This window comes from Variovorax restrictus, assembly GCF_051216715.1.
Lineage (GTDB): Bacteria > Pseudomonadota > Gammaproteobacteria > Burkholderiales > Burkholderiaceae_C > Variovorax.
In genome coordinates, this window is record NZ_JBPJZH010000006.1 from 45,030 (window position 1) to 61,054 (window position 16,025).

Genomic DNA, 16,025 nt, shown 5'->3' on the forward strand with positions numbered 1-16,025 from the left:
CGCCGCCCCCAGCCGCACTCGCCGCCAGGCGGTGCGCTGCGGGAGCGCCTGGCCGCAGGCCGGCGCGACCACGGGGCCGTGATCTCCGAAGTCGGAAAGGCTCCGTGGCCGTATGGGGTCCGATGGCGTGGTTCGATCACGTAGATGGTTCCGTGGACGTGCATGACCCGTTCTCGTGGCTCTACGCGGACGAAAACATGCGCAGTCGGAACGCAAGCTCGGGCTAGGTCGAATAAACATGACACCGCGAATGCAGCGCTAAGCCGTTGATTCCGCTCGCGAAAATGGCTGTTGGCGCCCCTGGCTGGCAGATGGCGTTGGCCGTAGGTCGAATAAACATGACGCAGGCAGCACGGCCCGAATCGGGCCTATGCGGAGGGCTGGTGCTGCTAGGTCGAATAAACATGACATGGGGGCGCGAACGGTAAGTGTCTGTCCGCAAACGGAAAAGTGCCCTTTCGACAGGCCGACAGGCGATGGGTCATGCGCGTAGGTCGAATAAGAATGACATTTCCGTGGACGCAAAGATCTACGTAGACGCAACCTCCCCGAAAACGTGATGTACGCGAGCCGCACGCAGAGAGGGCTCGACTGGTGCTGGTAGACCTGAGCCTGGAGGAGGGCAGCCGGCAGGGTGGTCCGTTGTCGTAAATGGTCCCCGCTTACGGGCTTCTTCCGAGAACGAAAATGGGGCCCATCGGACGCCGCTCCCAATCAGCCCGGGCGCCTCGCGCTGGGCCATGAATCTTCGTGAGCGGGAATGTTTCGTAATCGGGGATGTTCGATCGCGCTGAAGAAATACGCGGGCGAAACCTCGTGTACGAGTTTCGACCGCGGCCTCCGGGACGCTGCGCACCCCGGTGGAGCAAAAAGGCCGTCGCCCCTTTCCCGCAATCGCACCCGCATCAGCGCCCGTCTTCATCCCCTCGTGATTTCTCTGGCGGTCGCACCACGTCTTTCGGGTCGCCGTTCCGCTGCTGAAGCACTGCAAGATCGAGGTCTGACGGGTCTGCGGTAAATCCGCCTGGGGCCGATCTCCGCGGGGCGTAGTGCCTAGTGCTGCTTACGTCCGATCCATGACCCATGGCCGCTGCGACCTCTCGCTGGGTCAGGCGCGACTTCGCGTTCGCCGCGAAAACATGACGCGTGGAATAGAGGGATGGGTGCTTCGGCGCAGTCGGCCACAAGCGCGTCACTTTGAGGCGTAGCTCCTGTCGGCAGTTGTGGTACCACTCGGGGTATCCCCCGCGCGCCTCAATCTCGTTCGCACGTGCTACCTGTGCCTTGATGACCTCCAGTTGAGCCGCGTCAGCCTTGTGGAGCAGGAGGTGGCGCCATTCAGACGGAGCGCGTCCATTCGAGAACTTCCCGTTCCTCACCCGCAGGGCGATCACCCCCTCGAAATCAACGATCTCCGAACCTGGCCACTCGTTCGGCCGAAGGCCAGTTAGGCACCCGGCTCGGAACCAGTTGATCGTGTCTGCCGCCCACTTGCTGCGGCTTGCCACTAGCGCCCCGATCAGCGCATTGATTTTCTCGGCCGTCAGGACCTTGGCTTTCTGCTGCGACGTCTTCCCTGGAAGACGGGACGTCCGAAGCTTCGCCTTTCTCGACTTTTGCGCCTCCGCGATCCGCTCAAGCTCCTCTGCTGCCTCGCTGCGTTCAGCTGCCGAGAGACTGCGATAGCGATTGCTCACCGGATCGGTACGGTCCAACAGCGTCCGCTTTGCCTCGTACGCTGCGATATCTCCGCCCTGGACCGATTCATCCAGCACAAACACGATGGCTGCCAGGTTCAATCTAACGCTCGCCGGGCTGTACTCCCCCCTGGTTCTGAGAAAACACTCCACCACCTTCGCATGAATGTCGTGCACATCTGTCTGAGTGTCCTTGGAGTACCCGACCTCAGCCCGTTCGACCATCCGCACGAATCCACGGTAACGCTTCCGGTACTCATCCTCCGTTTTAGAGGTCTTTGTGGCTGTTACGCCCCCACGAAATTCCATGTGTTTCTTGCACCAGTATGTATGTTACTGCGTACTTTTGCTGCGTAGTTACGAGGAACAGAAAATGCGTAGCTTCGTAACAGCAAAATGCATAATGCGCCGATTATGCCTTTTGGTACGCAAATGCGCCTCGGTAACGCATGGCGAGTGCCGATTTTGAAGCGCTGATGTTTGTTACCGGGCTTGTTACGGCATAGCGAACGGCATAGTTTTGCGGGCCCGGATTCCGGCCCGAGCCGGGTGCTCGCAGCACCAGCGCTCGGAACTGGCGCAGCCTTCGCGTGCACGGGTATCCGCATCACAGGAGGCCGATTGACGGCGCCCACCTGATGCCGATCTGGCCACCCAACGCTGCGCGATACGCCACCACTGCACCGCACAACTCGCACGGCCGGACTACTTGCGTAGCAATCGCCCCTTACGACCTGCGCCTAGGTCTGACGGCACCTTTGTCTCCGCCTTCTTGTCGCGGATTCCACCCTTTCTGCACGTAATGCGCGGCGGCTACGCAAAATCGCAGGCAGAATCGGACCCGTTACTGTCGCAACCGCTTTTATTTGGCGCACTCGCACCAGAAAAGCGGCCCGCCACGTGGTTGTGAGGCGGTTTGCCAGTGGATCGGGTGTTACTCTCAAAATGGTTACTGGCGATTCCGCCCTTTACTCGTTATGTCTCTTAGCAACCCTAGCGTCAGTGCTCGGCGCCAGGCAAAGTTAGAAAGCAGGTCACGGCTATGTCCCCCAAGCTCCACAGCGTTCGGCTGGCGTCTCTCCTCTCTGCGGTCTGCGCCGCTGGGCTGCTTGCGGGGTGCGTTACACCGCCAGCGCCTGTGGCTGCCCCTGATGCGGAGGTGATGGCCAAACTCGCCGTCTATTCGGAGCGCGCCAGTAACTCGATGGCGCGTCTGGCTGCGATTCGAAGCGCAACCGCTGGCGTTACGGTCGCGCCAGGAATCGTTCCAGCAGGTCTGGAAGTTCCTGTGTCGGTCTCTTGGTCTGGACCAGTCGATCAGCTCGTGCAACAGATCGCCGAAGTGGCAGGGTACGAATACGGCGGCACGCTGGGAAGCGCAAAGACGCCCGTGCTGGTATCGATGGCGGTCAACAGCCACACCGCGTTCAACGTGCTGTCGGACGCAGCTGCGCAAGCCGGTTCGGCGGCAGACATTGTTGTGCATCCCGATACCAAGAAGATGTTCGTCAAGTACCCGCCCGCAATGCGCAGCGGGGGTTACCCGGTCCAACCGCGCTGATCCGCAAACGCAGGCGCTATTAGCTAGACCATGACCAAGACCCCAATCCGACTCCACGCCGCCCCGGCCTTCTGCGCACTGGTTGTTGCGCTCCTAGCCGCCGGGTTGCCCATCACGGCCGCTGCGCAAATCAACGATGGCGACGTCCCCCCGCAATCACTGGAGCAGGCCAAGGCTGCAGTCGCGGCTGGAGCCGGCGCCGTTGACGCGAAGGCTGTCGCCGAGCGCGATCTGCGTTCGAAGGCCATGCGCGAGGCTGCGAACTCGTATGGCGCACGCTCGGGGCTGCTGCGCGGCAGCTACGAGATCCGCCAAGCTCTCAATCGTGTCGCCGCAGCTTACGACGCGACGTTCAATTTCGCTCCGCTGATGCTCACCGATTTGCAGTCGTACGAGAGTGGTGGCGATGGCCGGGCACGCTTGATTCGCCCTCCTGTGATCGTCCAGGCGCGCGCCGCCTACAACCAACTCGACACCCGGATGCTTCGGGAGCGTGATGCCGTTTACCGGATCGAGAGCAACGTCGAGTTCGTTGCGACTCCTCCCAACTGGCGAACCTACTTGTACCGCGACCTGGGCGAGAAGGCCGCGAGCCTTCCGCACTACACGCTGATGCCGCGCAACGCCACCGAAAAGGCGAACTGGGACGCGTGGGTCGCCGACGGCTGGCAGATCGGCTATCAGCAGGCCAAAACGATTCTCGAGTGGGACCTGAACCGCCTTGCACGTGATTTCGACGGCATGGTCCTGTATCACGATCTCCTGGCGCAGAACGTTCTGTCGCTGCCGCATGTGGCCAGTCGCAACGACGGCGTCACGGGCAACGACAACGCGTTGAACGTCAACGACATCACGCTGAAGATCACCGTGATCCCGACCTTCCAGCGCGACCCGACGCGCTGGAAGCCAGTCATGGGAGAGGCGCAAGAGCCACAACGGCCCTATCCGGCGGCGCCGGCTGGGCAGATCGCGCCCTCGGCGCCTGCGCAGCAGCCCGCTCCTGTCGCTCCGCCGACTGCGCGCCCGCACGCGGTGGTACTGCCAAGTGCCCGCTCGCCCGGGGCACGGGTGTCACTGGACGAGCTGACCGGTGGTCCTTCTCCAGACGTACCGGCGCGGGCAGTTCCCGTAGTGGCGAAGGCGAAAAGCGCAGGAAAACCTCGGCAATGAGCGAAGCTGTCGTCGCTCCGCCGAGCGAGTTCGCCTTTCCGAACCCTCCAGCGAGGTTCTCGTCCGATCACGTGAAGCGCCTGCTCGTGTATCTCAGCTCGATTGGCGCGTCGGACGTCAAGTTTCAGACCGGCAACTGCGTCATCGCCAAGGTCAACGGGGTTGTGCATCGCCTGACCACCAGGCCGCTGCCTCCACCGGAGGTCGAAGAGATCCTCACGACGCTGTATGGCTCGAACGGCCCAGGCCGCATCAAGTCTGGCTCGGCGATCGACATCGCCTACGAGCTACATCCAACCCGGCACGAGCGATACCGTTTCCGCGTCAACGCCGTCGGCGGCACCTTGATGGGCGCAAACGCGATTGAGATCACTATCCGCATGATCTCCCTAGAGCCGCCGACCATGGACCAGGTTGGTCTCGAGCCGGAGCTGCGGGCAGGCCTGTTCCCGAAGGACGGAATAGTGATCATGGCTGGTGCAACCGGCTCAGGCAAGTCGACGACCTTGTCCACGCTGATGCGCCACATGCTCGAGCAGGTCGACGGGAACCGCTTCATCATGACCTTCGAGGCGCCGATCGAGTATGTCTACGACACCGTGGCGACCCCTAGCAGCACCATCTTCCAAACCGAGATCGGTCCCGACGCGAACCTGCCAACCTTCGACGCCGGTGTTCGGAGCGCAATGCGTCGAGCGCCCGATGTGATCTTGAATGGCGAAATGCGCGACATCGAGACGATCGAGGCCACCTTAGCGGCCGCTCAGTCCGGGCATGCCGTGTACACGACCGTCCACGCCCACTCGGTGGTTGACACGTTCCGTCGCATCGTGAACTTCTTCCCGTACCAGATCCACGGGTCTGTCATGAACGGCTTGATTTCGAGCGTGCGGGCAGTGGTTTGGCAGAGCCTCGTCCGCACTCCAGACGGCAAACGCGTGGCTATCCGCGAGTACCTGGTCTTCAGCAGCGAGATCCGCGAGGAGCTCATGGCAATCGCCAGCCAGAACATGGACGCGGCATTGGTGCATATGTCAAAGCTGGTCGAGAAGCATGGCCAAACCGTCCGGGCATGCGCGCAGCGGCTTCATGCCGAAGGACGCATTGACGAGGCCACGCTTCGGAGCCTCGCCCCGGCAGCCACATAAGGAGAAAGCATGGACTACAACCAATCAGGTACACCGAGCGGCATCGAGTGGCGCTATACGGCCAAAAAGGTTCGCGTTGGGCCTTTCGACGCCACGATCGTCTTCCCGCCATTGCTCTTCTTCGCATTCAACATCGCGTGGTGGACATTGGGCATTGCCGTCGGCGTGACGCTCGCAATGTGGCTAGTCGAGGTGTTCATGCGCCGGCCGTTGCGGATCGTCCTGCGGGCCCTCCGCTCGAACTTGGCCGGCAATACCCGCTATGCCGTGCCCTGGTGGAAGAAGACGCGCCTCTAAACGCCTCTCCAACAACTTAACCCTCTATCCCTCCGGACTTGTCGCCGGAACGAAAGACTGACCCATGACTGAAATCAAAGCTTCCAAGACCACCAATGCCCCCGTTCTTGTCGCGGTCGACGACGGCTACGCAATGACCAAGGTCGTCCTGTCGAACGGCACCAAGTTCAAGATGCCATCGCTCGTGCGAACTGGCGCTTCCTCGCTGACCGGTTCGTCCGAGGAGCTGCCTACCTACAAGACCAATGTCGGCGAAGGCACTCATGGAGAGCAAGGCTTCTTCACGGCCACCATGGCATCCGACATCGAGGCGGCCGACACCCGCTACAACGACTACCCGTACGGCGCGCTGAACCGTGTGATGGTCCACCACGCTTTGCGCCAGGCGGGCCTGGGTGGCCAGGAGGTGGAGGTGGCCACGAGCCTTCCCGTCCACACCTTCTTCAACCAAGACGGCCAGAACAAGGTGAACATCGCGCGCAAGAACGAGAGCATCGAGCAGCCAGTCCATGCTGTCGCCGGCGTGCCATGCGCTCGGGTCGCCAAGGCTCACGTGTTCGCTGAAGGCGTCGCCGCGTGGCTTGACTTCGCGATCAGTGATGAGGGCACGCAGCGGGTAGCGCTGGAGAGCCCCGCCGCGGTGATCGACATCGGCGGGCGGACGACGGACACGGTCAAGGTGCTGGTCGGGATGAACGTCGAGAAGAAGGCTTCGGGCACCATCAACAAGGGCGTCCTCGACCTCGTGAAGGCGATCAAGCTCACGATTCTCCGCAACCCTACGATCCAGGAGATGTTCGGCGACCTGCAGGACAGCCAGGTTCCGCGCGCTATGGTCGAGGAGGTCATCCGCACTGGCGTGTTCCGAAAGCACGCGCTGAACGTGGACTTCTCGGAAGACGTCGCCATCGCGCGTGCTGCGATAGCCGCGGACATCATGAAGGACGTCGAGCAACGCGTCGCCAAGGGCTTCGACCTGCAGGCCATGCTCTTCGTCGGCGGCGGCTCCATTGTCTTCAAGGAAGAGATCAAGAAGCACTTCGCAACGGCGGTGTTCGTCGACGAACCAGAGTTCGCGAACGCGCGCGGCATGTTCAAGTACCTGAAGCACGTCATCGGCCGCTAAAGTGCGCTCTCGTCGTACCTCCGCTCAGTCCCGCCATGTGTACACCCTCGGATTCGTGCGCGAGTACGAACCCGAAGGAAACGTGCTGGACGCCATCACCGAACGTGGGCCCCGGCGGGCCGCCGGCTGGATGCGGAGTACCGTGCGCCTCGGGATGCTCAACCGTTCCCTGGTGCCGGATCTAAGCCACGCCCAGGCCCTAGGCGACTTCGACACCACCATTCGACTCAAGCTCTTCTTTGACGCGCAGGACCCGTATGACCACGAGGTGGTCACCGCGCTCTCGAAGCATCCGATGCGTAGCCGCTGCGACCTCGTGCGCCATTGGCTCTGCATCGGGGCTTGGCTCGAGCGGGGTTTGGCCTTCGAGGCACCAGCAATCGCCAGTCTGGGGCCAGCCGTCGTCATGACACCGCCTGGCCAGGCAATCGTGCGGGCCATTCAGCCAACAGCCGACGCGACTGCACTACCGAACCGCACCTCGTCCGTGAGGCGGGCTCCTGCGCCGCATCGATCTGACTCTCGCGAGCCCGCCCCTGAAGAGGGGAGTGACGAACGCCCTTCCAACGCAACTATTCCACCGCCTTCGACCTTAATCGGCGACATGTCGGTGTCGGCTCCGACAATAATCGAGCGTGTTAATCGCCTGCCGGAAGCTGCAAGCAGCGCCGGCCCCCCGGGCGCCCTAAGCAGTGCATTCGGTGCAATCTTTTCATAATCTCTCGCTACGTTCAGGACTCAAAATGCGACATCTCACCATCTCCGGCGCGCTTCGTGTCGCTATTTTTGTTGTGTTGGGTGTAAATGCGCATTCCAGCCAGGCGCGCCTGGTGGTTGAAAACGAACCTGCTGCTGCGCCAGCAGCGGCAGTGCAGCTGGCGCCACAGGCCCGGACGCCGAGCAACAAGCCGACACTTACCTTCGTCGGCGAATACGAGCAGCCTGCGTTGATGCGAGCGGATATTGTCGGCGTCGACTTCGCCCATGCGCTGAAGGCTATTGTGCCCGCGCAGTGGCGTGGCTTCGCTGATGCGGACTCGGGAGTTCTTCAAGTCGGGAAAGTCACCGTGCGCGGTACCCGCCGGCCTTGGACGAACGTCCTTCAGGATCTGCTGAAGGAGCAGGGCTTCGTTGCGACGATCGACTGGGACAAGAAGGAAGTGATGTTTGCGCGTCGCTGAACATCCCGAAGCCAAAACAAGAGCGCGCCTTGCAGAATAGGAGTCGGCAATGATCTCGGTGATCGTCACCATCAGCGATGAGCAAGGACGTCCGCTCAGTCGCACCAAGCTCACGGACGGCGGCCTGCTCTCTGCGCACAGGGTGCCCGAGAATTTGGCCGACGCAGTGACGGACCTCTTAGGTGACATTGATCCGGAGGTGACATTAGAGACGTTGCCGTGCCAGATCAGGGTCCGCAACTTCCAGCAGCGGCAACTGCGCCGGCGACGCTAGCTAATAGCTCCGCGCCTGACAAATCGCGCAGGCGGGCGAGGCTGCCGATTTTTGCAGCGTTAATCGGCTCCGAGTATCTTTGGGCAAATATTATGCCCATGCCGCTCGTCACTGAACCCATTCCGCATGCCCAGCTGTCACTTGACCTTGGTGCACCAACCCACAATGGTCCTGCCCCGAGCGCCGCCAAGGCCCCCGCCTTAAATACGATCGAACATAAGATCGATCGGGTCGTCTCAGCAGTCACCGAGCTGCTGCGTGGCAACTTTCCTTGCGCCGTGTCGTTCAGCGCAGGCAAGGATTCGAGCGCTTTGTTGAACCTCGTCCTGACAGCTGCGGTGAAGATGAAGCAACGCGGTGAGCACGTCCCACCCATCGCAGTACTCACAGCTTCGACCAATATTGAGAACCCCGACGTGGACATATACGCGGAGGGTGAGCTCGCACAGGTTCGTGAGTTTGCGCGCAAACATCAGTTGAACGTTGCTGTCGAGGTTGCACATCCGAACCTCACAGAGGACTGGGTGGTTCGTGTCATCGGCGGCCGCGGTCTTCCCACGTTTCCCGGCGGGCAGCGTGAGTGTGCAGTGAATATGAAGGTCGCCCCCCTCAAGCGTCTGCGCAAACGGGTGATGCAGCGTCTGACCAGCGGTCAGTACAACGAACCCGTCGTACTCATCGGGACGCGGTATGACGAGAGCGCCGTACGATCGGCAAACATGCGTGAACGCGGTGAGTCCGACGTTGAGGTGAGACGCGGGATCGATGAGTCGGGGTGCCCTGGCCATCTGTTCATGTCGCCGCTGGCGCACTGGACGACCGATGACGTTTGGGAGATGCTCGGCATGGCTCGAGCCGGGGCCATACCGTCCTATTCGAACTTCGAGGAGACCTTCCGGGTTTATGCAGATGCGATGGGCAGCTCGTGCGTCATTGTGGGCGAAGACATGAGCAAAGGACCGGCCTCATCAAAGGCATGTGGCGCACGCCACGGATGCAGTCTCTGCACAGCCTCGGCAACCGATAAGTCCATGGAGAACATGCTCATCGGCGATCCACGATATGAGTATATGCGTGGCTTGAACAAGTTGCGCAACTTCGTTTCCAACACGCGGTGGGACATGGATCGTCGCTCGTGGGTCGGAAGGACCATCAACGAAGGCTATATCCGCATCTCGCCCGACGCCTACTCGCCAGGCATGATGGAGGAACTGCTCCGCTATGCGCTCACTCTTGACGTGGTCGAGCAATCCGCAGCCCGCCGGGCAGGCTTGGCCAAGCCGCGGTTCCAACTTGTTGACATCACGCAGCTTTTCGCGATCGATTCCATGTGGAGCCTTCAGGCTTTTCATCGCCCGTTCCACGCGCTGAAGATCTACAACGACATCTATGTCCGCGGCGAGCGATATCACGTGCCTGATGTTCCAGTGTTTCCGCGGCCGAAGGAGATTCCGGCGAGGTATCTCCACGTCGGCGCCGACTGGGACGAAGGCGATAAGAGCACCTACACGGGGCTACGGAGCGCGATTCTCGAACTGGTCAGCAACGAGTCTCAGGGCTGCATGGAGAATCGCCTTACGTCCAGCGGCAAGGAGGTTCTGGCGATAAACACCGGGCCGATGCTTTCCATCGACGTGGAGGCAGCCGCATTCGTGCTCGACGAAGTAAATGAGCTGATCGCTAAGCACCACGACAACCCAGCTTCCAGCCCGACCGAGGCATACCTGTACTACGCGCGTCTCGGGATGATGACTATCAAAGCTGGCCAGGAGGCTGAGGTGGACAACATGCTTCGTCGCTCGGCATTCAAGATTAGGCACGGGCTCGACGGCGCCGTCGACCCCAAGGTCGTTTGGGATCGCGCCGTCACTGCAGAACAGGCCGGGATGGCTGCATCCAACAATGGCAAGGTGCGCGCGCGTGGCGATGCCGGCAGTCGCTCCACGATTTACCTGAAGCTCGAAGACAGTTCGCCCGTCGATTCCATTGAGGCCACTGGTCAGAGCGCCCATCCGGTACAGAGCAGCCGCGGAGCGACACTGCGCGCATAAAGCCGGCCGCACGAGCACCAACCAGGACCCTATGAACTCTGAACAACCCACCCAGGTGATAGCTGCAACGGCCGCTGACCTCGCCCTTGATGTCGACAGTACAGCGGCTGCCGCGGCTGCGAGCGAAATCTCCACTGCAATCCAGCTTTACCGTCGCCAGGCGTGTATTGCGATCGCGACGGGCGCCCATGGCCCCGGCGCGATCAAGAGCGCACTGACTGGCCTCTATGGGGTCATGGATCGATATGCGAACCTCGGAGCGTCCGATCGCGAGTCGAAAGATGCCGCCAAGTCGGTCCTCTTGCAGCCGTTCGGGATGCACGGTTCTGACGCGGTCACATTCGGCCTGACCAAAGCCCAGGAGGGAGAGTCGCGTGATAGCACATCGACCTGGGGTCTCTACGAGACGGAGGGCGCCCTGGAAGCGAGTCGGCGTCTCGACTCCGCCTTCAACGAAGCGCGGACCGCCGGATGGTTGCAGATGGCGGATGGAGCAAGCCGCCACACCGCAACGATTGCAGTGCTCGAGAGCATGCATCGCGTCATGGCTGACCTGGAATCCTTCGGAGCGTCGGATTCCGAGGCGCATCAGGAGCTTGGACGCCGCATGCGCTCATCCTTTGGCTCTTCGTGGGATCAGTCCTCACGCAGTTACCCCAAAGCCTACCAGGGCCGTTGACGCCAAATCGAAGGCTACAGGCGGCCGCGGTCGAGGATCTCGGGACGGTTGCATCCGGGAGAGCGCTGAAAATGGGCTGCGTGCAGGCGGCAAAGGCCGTCTTTTAATCGGCCGCTCCATATAATGTCGCAACGAAAGTAAGGCGTCCCGCCTTGACTTTTACGTTATGCCAGGCGCAGCCGGAGTTCCAATGAAAATCAGCCAGTCGTCCCTTTACACCGGCGGGCAAAGCCTGTTGCCGACTGAATCAATCTCCGTCGCGCGCCAGATCGCGTGGGTGGCGATAAGCGTCGCTGCTTTCTGGTTGCTGGTCATGGCGCCTAGCTCGGCCTTTGCTCAAGCTGTTCCGCCGTCCCACGGCTTCGCAGCGAAAGAGAACGACTACTTCATCAACTTCCTCCTCAAGGGGATGCTTGGCGACGTCATCAACACCGGCGGAACGAACGCACAGAGCACCATCTCCGCCGCTGGCAATCTAGGCGCGGTGTTCAAGACCTTCAACCTGGGCGTTACGTTCTTCGGCAGCCTGATTGTTCTCTTCCTCGTTGTGATCGGGATCTTGAACACCGGCAGCGACGGTGAATTCCTGGGCAAGCAATGGTCGTCGATGTGGGTTCCGATCAGATTCGCAGGCGGCGCTGCGCTTCTCCTGCCTGTCACGAATTCTGGATATTCGTTTGTACAGGCGATGTGCCTCTGGATCGCCGTTCAGGGGGTCGGGTTTGCCGACAATGTGTGGTCATCGGTCCTCACCAGCGTGACACGCAGGACCGGCTCCGACATCGTGAGTCCCGTGTCCTTTTCATCGATCGCCGCAAACGCTATGGCTTCGAAGTTGTGCGCAAAGTACAACAACGACGTGATCAATCCATCCAATCCCGAGTCGTCGATGAAGTACGACGAGCTCGCATACACGCTCGGGGGCCGCGAGGTGTCAAACACCTACGCTGGGTGGGGCACATGGAAAGACAAGGGTATCGGATCTTACGGACAGGCGACAACCATTACTCCGTCAGACGCGGCGTGCGGATACATGCAGTACAGCTTCCGCATGGACGAACAAGATCCTATGAATGAGATCAGGACCAAGATCGCAAGCGCGCACCTGCAGCAGATGGGGGTCATGAACTCCTCGTTCGATGCACCTGCAGAGGCTTACGTCAAAGCAATGCAAAATGGAAAGCCCGAAGGACTCGCAGCACCAAAGGCGGCCATCCAGTCAGCGATTGCTAAGGCCAGTCGAGACTACGAGAGAGCGCTTACGGCTGCCGCATCCGACGCCCTGACCCACAGCACGTTGGCGAACGCCAGCACCATGTCTGAGGCGTTTGACAAACTCGGATTCGCAGTCGCCGGCGCCTTCTACATGGAGCTTGCGAAGGTGCAGAACGCCGTCCGTTCCGGCATGCAGACCGCCCCTACGTATGTGCCTCCAGATGCTTCGGCCACCAGCTCCGCTAACTACCAGGTCGTCATGTCCGCAGTTGCTGAAACGATCGGCAACGCTGCTGTCGAATCCGCGCGAGCCGGGAGCATGCCTACTACGGTGATCACTGGCAGCCAGCAGGCAACGACGGTGCGAACCATCGACCTGAACGAGAACATGTTTCGCAACTATGAGGAACGGAGCTTCGTCGCAAGCATCTTCCAGTCAATCTCGTTCACCATCGTCGAGAGCATCGTCGGCGTCGGGAGCAACAACAACAACTCCTATCTGGCCGGCTGGATGAATCGTGACGGCGGCACTAACAACAACAACACCATCACCGGCGTGCAGGGCTTCGGCCCCTCGTTCGTCAACGACAACCACTCGGTGATCATGCAGTTGAAGGCGAAGGGGGACGCGATCCTCGACATCGCCGGTGTCGTGTGGGGCGGTTTCATCGCCGCGAAGGGGGCCGTTGCCTTCGGCAGCAGCAACGTCGTTGTTCAGGTTGCCGATTTGGCCACCGGAGGCGGCGGCAAGGCGTCGGCTCTTGCAGCAATCCTGGAAGGCCTGGGGGCCTTTGTCTTCACGACTGTTATGGGCCTGATTACCATCGGGATCATCCTCTCGGTCATTATCCCGACCATGCCCTTCATGCTGTGGGTGATGGGCATCGCGGGTCTGCTCGTCCTCATCATTGAGGCACTGGTCGCGTCAATGCTCTGGGCCGTGATGATCATGCACCCAAGCGGGGAGGGCATCACCTCCAGTCACAGTCGCCAGGGCTTGATGATCCTTCTGAACCTCTTCATGCGACCCAATCTCATGTTGATGGGAATGGTCTGCGGAATCTTCATGGTCGATCCTATGGTGGATTTCGTGAATGACATGTTCTTCTTCGTGTTCAAGAGCACCCAGGCCTCGAGCTACACGATGCTCTTCATCACCTTCGGTTTCATATCGGTCTACTGCACGATCATCCTCGCGATCGTGAAGAAGACTTTCTCGCTGATCCACGTGGTGCCAGACTCGGTCTTGTCGTGGATCGGTGGTCAGACGCATAACCTCGGAATGACCGAGGCGGCTGAAAAGGCAGAGGGCCTTGCAGGTACCGCCGGTAACCGTGTCAGCCAAGGGGCGGAGGCATTCGGTGGCTCCATGAGCCGTGAGCGTGTGATGGAGCGTCGCCGTGCATTCGCTGCCTCCCGGCGCGGACCGAGCCGTTCTGAGGGATGAATCGCCCCGGATTCCTTAGACACTTTTGAGCCGTTGGGAATGGCGTCGTTCGAACTCTACCGGCGAAGTATCTCCGGCAGTGCCGTGGCGCCGCTTTGGGTTGTAGAACATCTCGATGTAGTTGAAGACGTCGGCCTTGGCGGCATCGCGCGTTCGATAGATCTGGCGACGGATGCGTTCGCGCTTGAGCAACTGGAAGAAGCTCTCGGCCACGGCGTTGTCGTGGCAGTTGCCGCGACGGCTCATGCTGGAGATCAGCTTGTGGTCGCGTAGGAAGTCCTGCCAGTCATGCCCAGTGAACTGACTGCCCTGATCCGAATGCACCGTGACTGGCTGCTTGGGTCGACGACGCCACAAGGCCATCACCAGCGCATCGAGCACCAAGCCGGTATCGATGCGGCTACCCATCGACCAGCCGACCACCTGACGCGAGAACAGATCGACCACCACGGCCAGGTACAGCCAGCCCTCATGGGTGCGGATGTAGGTGATATCAGTCACCCAGGATTGATTGGGCTGCGCCACGGTGAACTGGCGCTGCAGGTGGTTGGGCGCGACGACCGCAGGCTTGCCACCACGCATGCCAGGGCGACGGCGGTAGCCGGTCTGCGAGCGCAGTCCTTCGAGTTTGAGCAATCGGGCCACGCGGTGCTTGCCGCAGGACTCGCCCAGATCACGCATGTCCAGGGTGAGCTTGCGGTAGCCGTACACGCCGCCGCTCTCCAACCACGCGTGCTTGAGCAGGCCCAGCAGCCGTTGATCGTCCTGGGCACGTGGGCTCACCGGATCGGCCTTCCAGGCGTAGTAGCCGCTGGGGTGCACCGTCATGATCTTGCACATGCGGCGGACGCTGTGCTCGTGTTCATGCCGCTCGATAAATGCGTACTTCACCCGGACTGCTTGGCAAAGTACGCTGCGGCCTTTTTTAAGATGTCGCGCTCCTCGGTCACACGCTTGAGTTCAGCCTTCAAGCGGCGCATCTCGTCGGCTTGCGAGCCCTGCGCTTGGCGTTGGTCAGGCGACATCTGCTTGGCCTTGATCCATTGATACAGGCTGTGCTGGCTGACGCCAAGCCTGGCCGACACATCGGCCACCTTGTGGCCTCGTTCGGTGATCTGCTTGACCGCTTCGATCTTGAATTCTTCGGGGTATCTCTGCTTGCTCATGGCACCTCCTATTGGGCCTCAGGTTTAAGGCTCAGAGGTGTCTAGAAAACCCGGGGCGATTCAGGATGACCTAAGCAGACATAAAAAAAGCCAACGATCAGTTGGCTTTTTTTTGGCTTGATGCCCGGTTATCCACCGATGCGCGGACGCCGCCCTGGCTGCGGCTGCAGACCCGCTTGTGCCATGTAGGCGCTCCAGCGCTGCTTGAGGAGGCCTTGCTGCGCGACCGGGTCGAGCTTCTCGTTCACGGAGGGATCATTCAGCTGAAGCAGTTCTGCCACCAGGCCCTTGTGAACTTCGTTCAGGGCAAAGCTGGTAGCGCTTTGGCGATTCAGCAGATCGCTCGTCTTCGTCAACTGGCTCAGGAGCTCAGATGCGTATGCCTCGTGGTCTTGCGAACGCTCCCGAAAGTCGTTGATGCGCGTGACGGCCGCGGCGATCTCCTTCGTCTGCTCGGCGATGATGGCATCTCTTTGCGCGATGGCTTGGTCGCGCTCCAGGATGACTGCGTCTTTCGCAGCCACCGAGTCGGTCAGGCGGTCGATGGTGATGGCCAGCGAACGGGCGTAGTCACGCCACATCTCGGACTGCTTGCCCTCGAGCTTCTCCGCGCCAATCTCTTCCATACGTTCGGCGAAGCGCGCCACGCCGGCGTTGATGCCGCCACCGACTGCGTTCAGTAGAAACCCGTTGGTGTCCAAGACATTCATAAGCAAACTCCAGCCCTGCGCGAGCTATAAAGGATTACCCAAAACCGCATCGGTGCACTTGTTTCTGGGCGAGAGAGAGATTGTGCCGACAGCGGCAAAACGCGTCAAAAAACGCCCCGCAGTGGACGTTCTAACTCTGCCGAGTGGATAGCCTGGATGGTCGTACCTGCGAGTAAGAAACGCCGGCTGAGCGCTTCAAAAGGGCGGTGCGACTGGAGTCATGCCCTCTGGAGGAGGGCAATTTCAAAACCGGTGAAAGCCACTGAGGCGGCCGGCCCTAGGATTGGAAGTGTGTGGCTTCCG

Annotated in this window: 14 protein-coding genes; 11 read left to right on the forward strand and 3 right to left on the reverse strand. The window is 60.8% G+C overall.

What is annotated here, in order from left to right; genetic code table 11:
* Positions 1–905: 905 nt before the first annotated feature.
* Positions 906–2,006 (reverse strand): site-specific integrase, encoded by a 1,101-nt coding sequence (locus ACSFA0_RS23490; protein WP_435452674.1) that lies wholly within the window; start codon positions 2,004–2,006, stop codon positions 906–908.
* A gap of 853 nt (positions 2,007–2,859) precedes the next feature.
* Here ACSFA0_RS23490 and ACSFA0_RS23495 point away from each other — a divergent pair.
* From ACSFA0_RS23495 to ACSFA0_RS23545, 11 genes are all read left to right on the forward strand, one after another.
* Complete coding sequence (locus ACSFA0_RS23495) at positions 2,860–3,258, forward strand: DotD/TraH family lipoprotein (protein ID WP_435452675.1); 399 nt, start codon at positions 2,860–2,862, stop codon at positions 3,256–3,258.
* 30 nt (positions 3,259–3,288) lie between these two features.
* The gene (locus ACSFA0_RS23500; protein WP_435452676.1) at positions 3,289–4,428 is read left to right on the forward strand and encodes a type IV secretory system conjugative DNA transfer family protein; all 1,140 of its coding nucleotides are present in this window, start codon (positions 3,289–3,291) and stop codon (positions 4,426–4,428) included.
* Complete coding sequence (locus ACSFA0_RS23505; RefSeq protein WP_435452677.1) at positions 4,425–5,576, forward strand: type IV pilus twitching motility protein PilT; 1,152 nt, start codon at positions 4,425–4,427, stop codon at positions 5,574–5,576. The genes ACSFA0_RS23500 and ACSFA0_RS23505 overlap by 4 nt, the downstream gene beginning before the upstream one ends.
* 9 nt (positions 5,577–5,585) lie before the next feature.
* On the forward strand, positions 5,586–5,873 hold the full coding sequence (gene icmT / locus ACSFA0_RS23510) for an IcmT/TraK family protein (RefSeq protein WP_435452678.1): 288 nt from the start codon (positions 5,586–5,588) through the stop codon (positions 5,871–5,873).
* A gap of 64 nt (positions 5,874–5,937) precedes the next feature.
* Entirely contained in the window at positions 5,938–6,999 is a 1,062-nt protein-coding gene (gene parM, locus ACSFA0_RS23515; RefSeq protein ID WP_435452679.1) for a plasmid segregation protein ParM domain-containing protein, read from the forward strand.
* A gap of 37 nt (positions 7,000–7,036) precedes the next feature.
* Complete coding sequence (locus ACSFA0_RS23520) at positions 7,037–7,717, forward strand: hypothetical protein (RefSeq protein WP_435452680.1); 681 nt, start codon at positions 7,037–7,039, stop codon at positions 7,715–7,717.
* 25 nt (positions 7,718–7,742) lie between these two features.
* Complete coding sequence (locus tag ACSFA0_RS23525) at positions 7,743–8,180, forward strand: hypothetical protein (RefSeq protein WP_435452681.1); 438 nt, start codon at positions 7,743–7,745, stop codon at positions 8,178–8,180.
* Between the two features lie 49 nt (positions 8,181–8,229).
* Positions 8,230–8,454 (forward strand): hypothetical protein, encoded by a 225-nt coding sequence (locus ACSFA0_RS23530; RefSeq protein ID WP_435452682.1) that lies wholly within the window; start codon positions 8,230–8,232, stop codon positions 8,452–8,454.
* Positions 8,455–8,552: 98 nt separating this feature from the next.
* A complete protein-coding gene (locus ACSFA0_RS23535) occupies positions 8,553–10,505 on the forward strand; it encodes a phosphoadenosine phosphosulfate reductase domain-containing protein (protein WP_435452683.1) in 1,953 nt (650 codons plus the stop codon).
* Between the two features lie 31 nt (positions 10,506–10,536).
* Positions 10,537–11,184 carry a hypothetical protein gene (locus ACSFA0_RS23540; protein ID WP_435452684.1) on the forward strand — a complete coding sequence of 216 codons (648 nt, stop codon included), beginning with the start codon at positions 10,537–10,539 and terminating at the stop codon, positions 11,182–11,184.
* A 190-nt stretch (positions 11,185–11,374) separates the two neighbouring features.
* Positions 11,375–13,846, forward strand: a complete 2,472-nt coding sequence (locus ACSFA0_RS23545; RefSeq protein ID WP_435452685.1) for a DotA/TraY family protein — start codon at positions 11,375–11,377, stop codon at positions 13,844–13,846.
* 15 nt (positions 13,847–13,861) lie between these two features.
* On the opposite strand, the gene ACSFA0_RS23550 is transcribed toward ACSFA0_RS23545, so the two are convergent.
* Positions 13,862–15,012, reverse strand: a protein-coding gene (locus ACSFA0_RS23550; protein WP_435452686.1) for an IS3 family transposase whose coding sequence is annotated in 2 segments (ribosomal slippage) — positions 13,862–14,766 and positions 14,766–15,012 — 1,152 coding nt in all. Because the reading frame shifts where the segments join, the coding sequence is not laid out codon by codon here.
* A gap of 128 nt (positions 15,013–15,140) precedes the next feature.
* The gene (locus ACSFA0_RS23555) at positions 15,141–15,713 is read right to left on the reverse strand and encodes a hypothetical protein (RefSeq protein WP_435452687.1); all 573 of its coding nucleotides are present in this window, start codon (positions 15,711–15,713) and stop codon (positions 15,141–15,143) included.
* Positions 15,714–16,025: the final 312 nt, after the last annotated feature.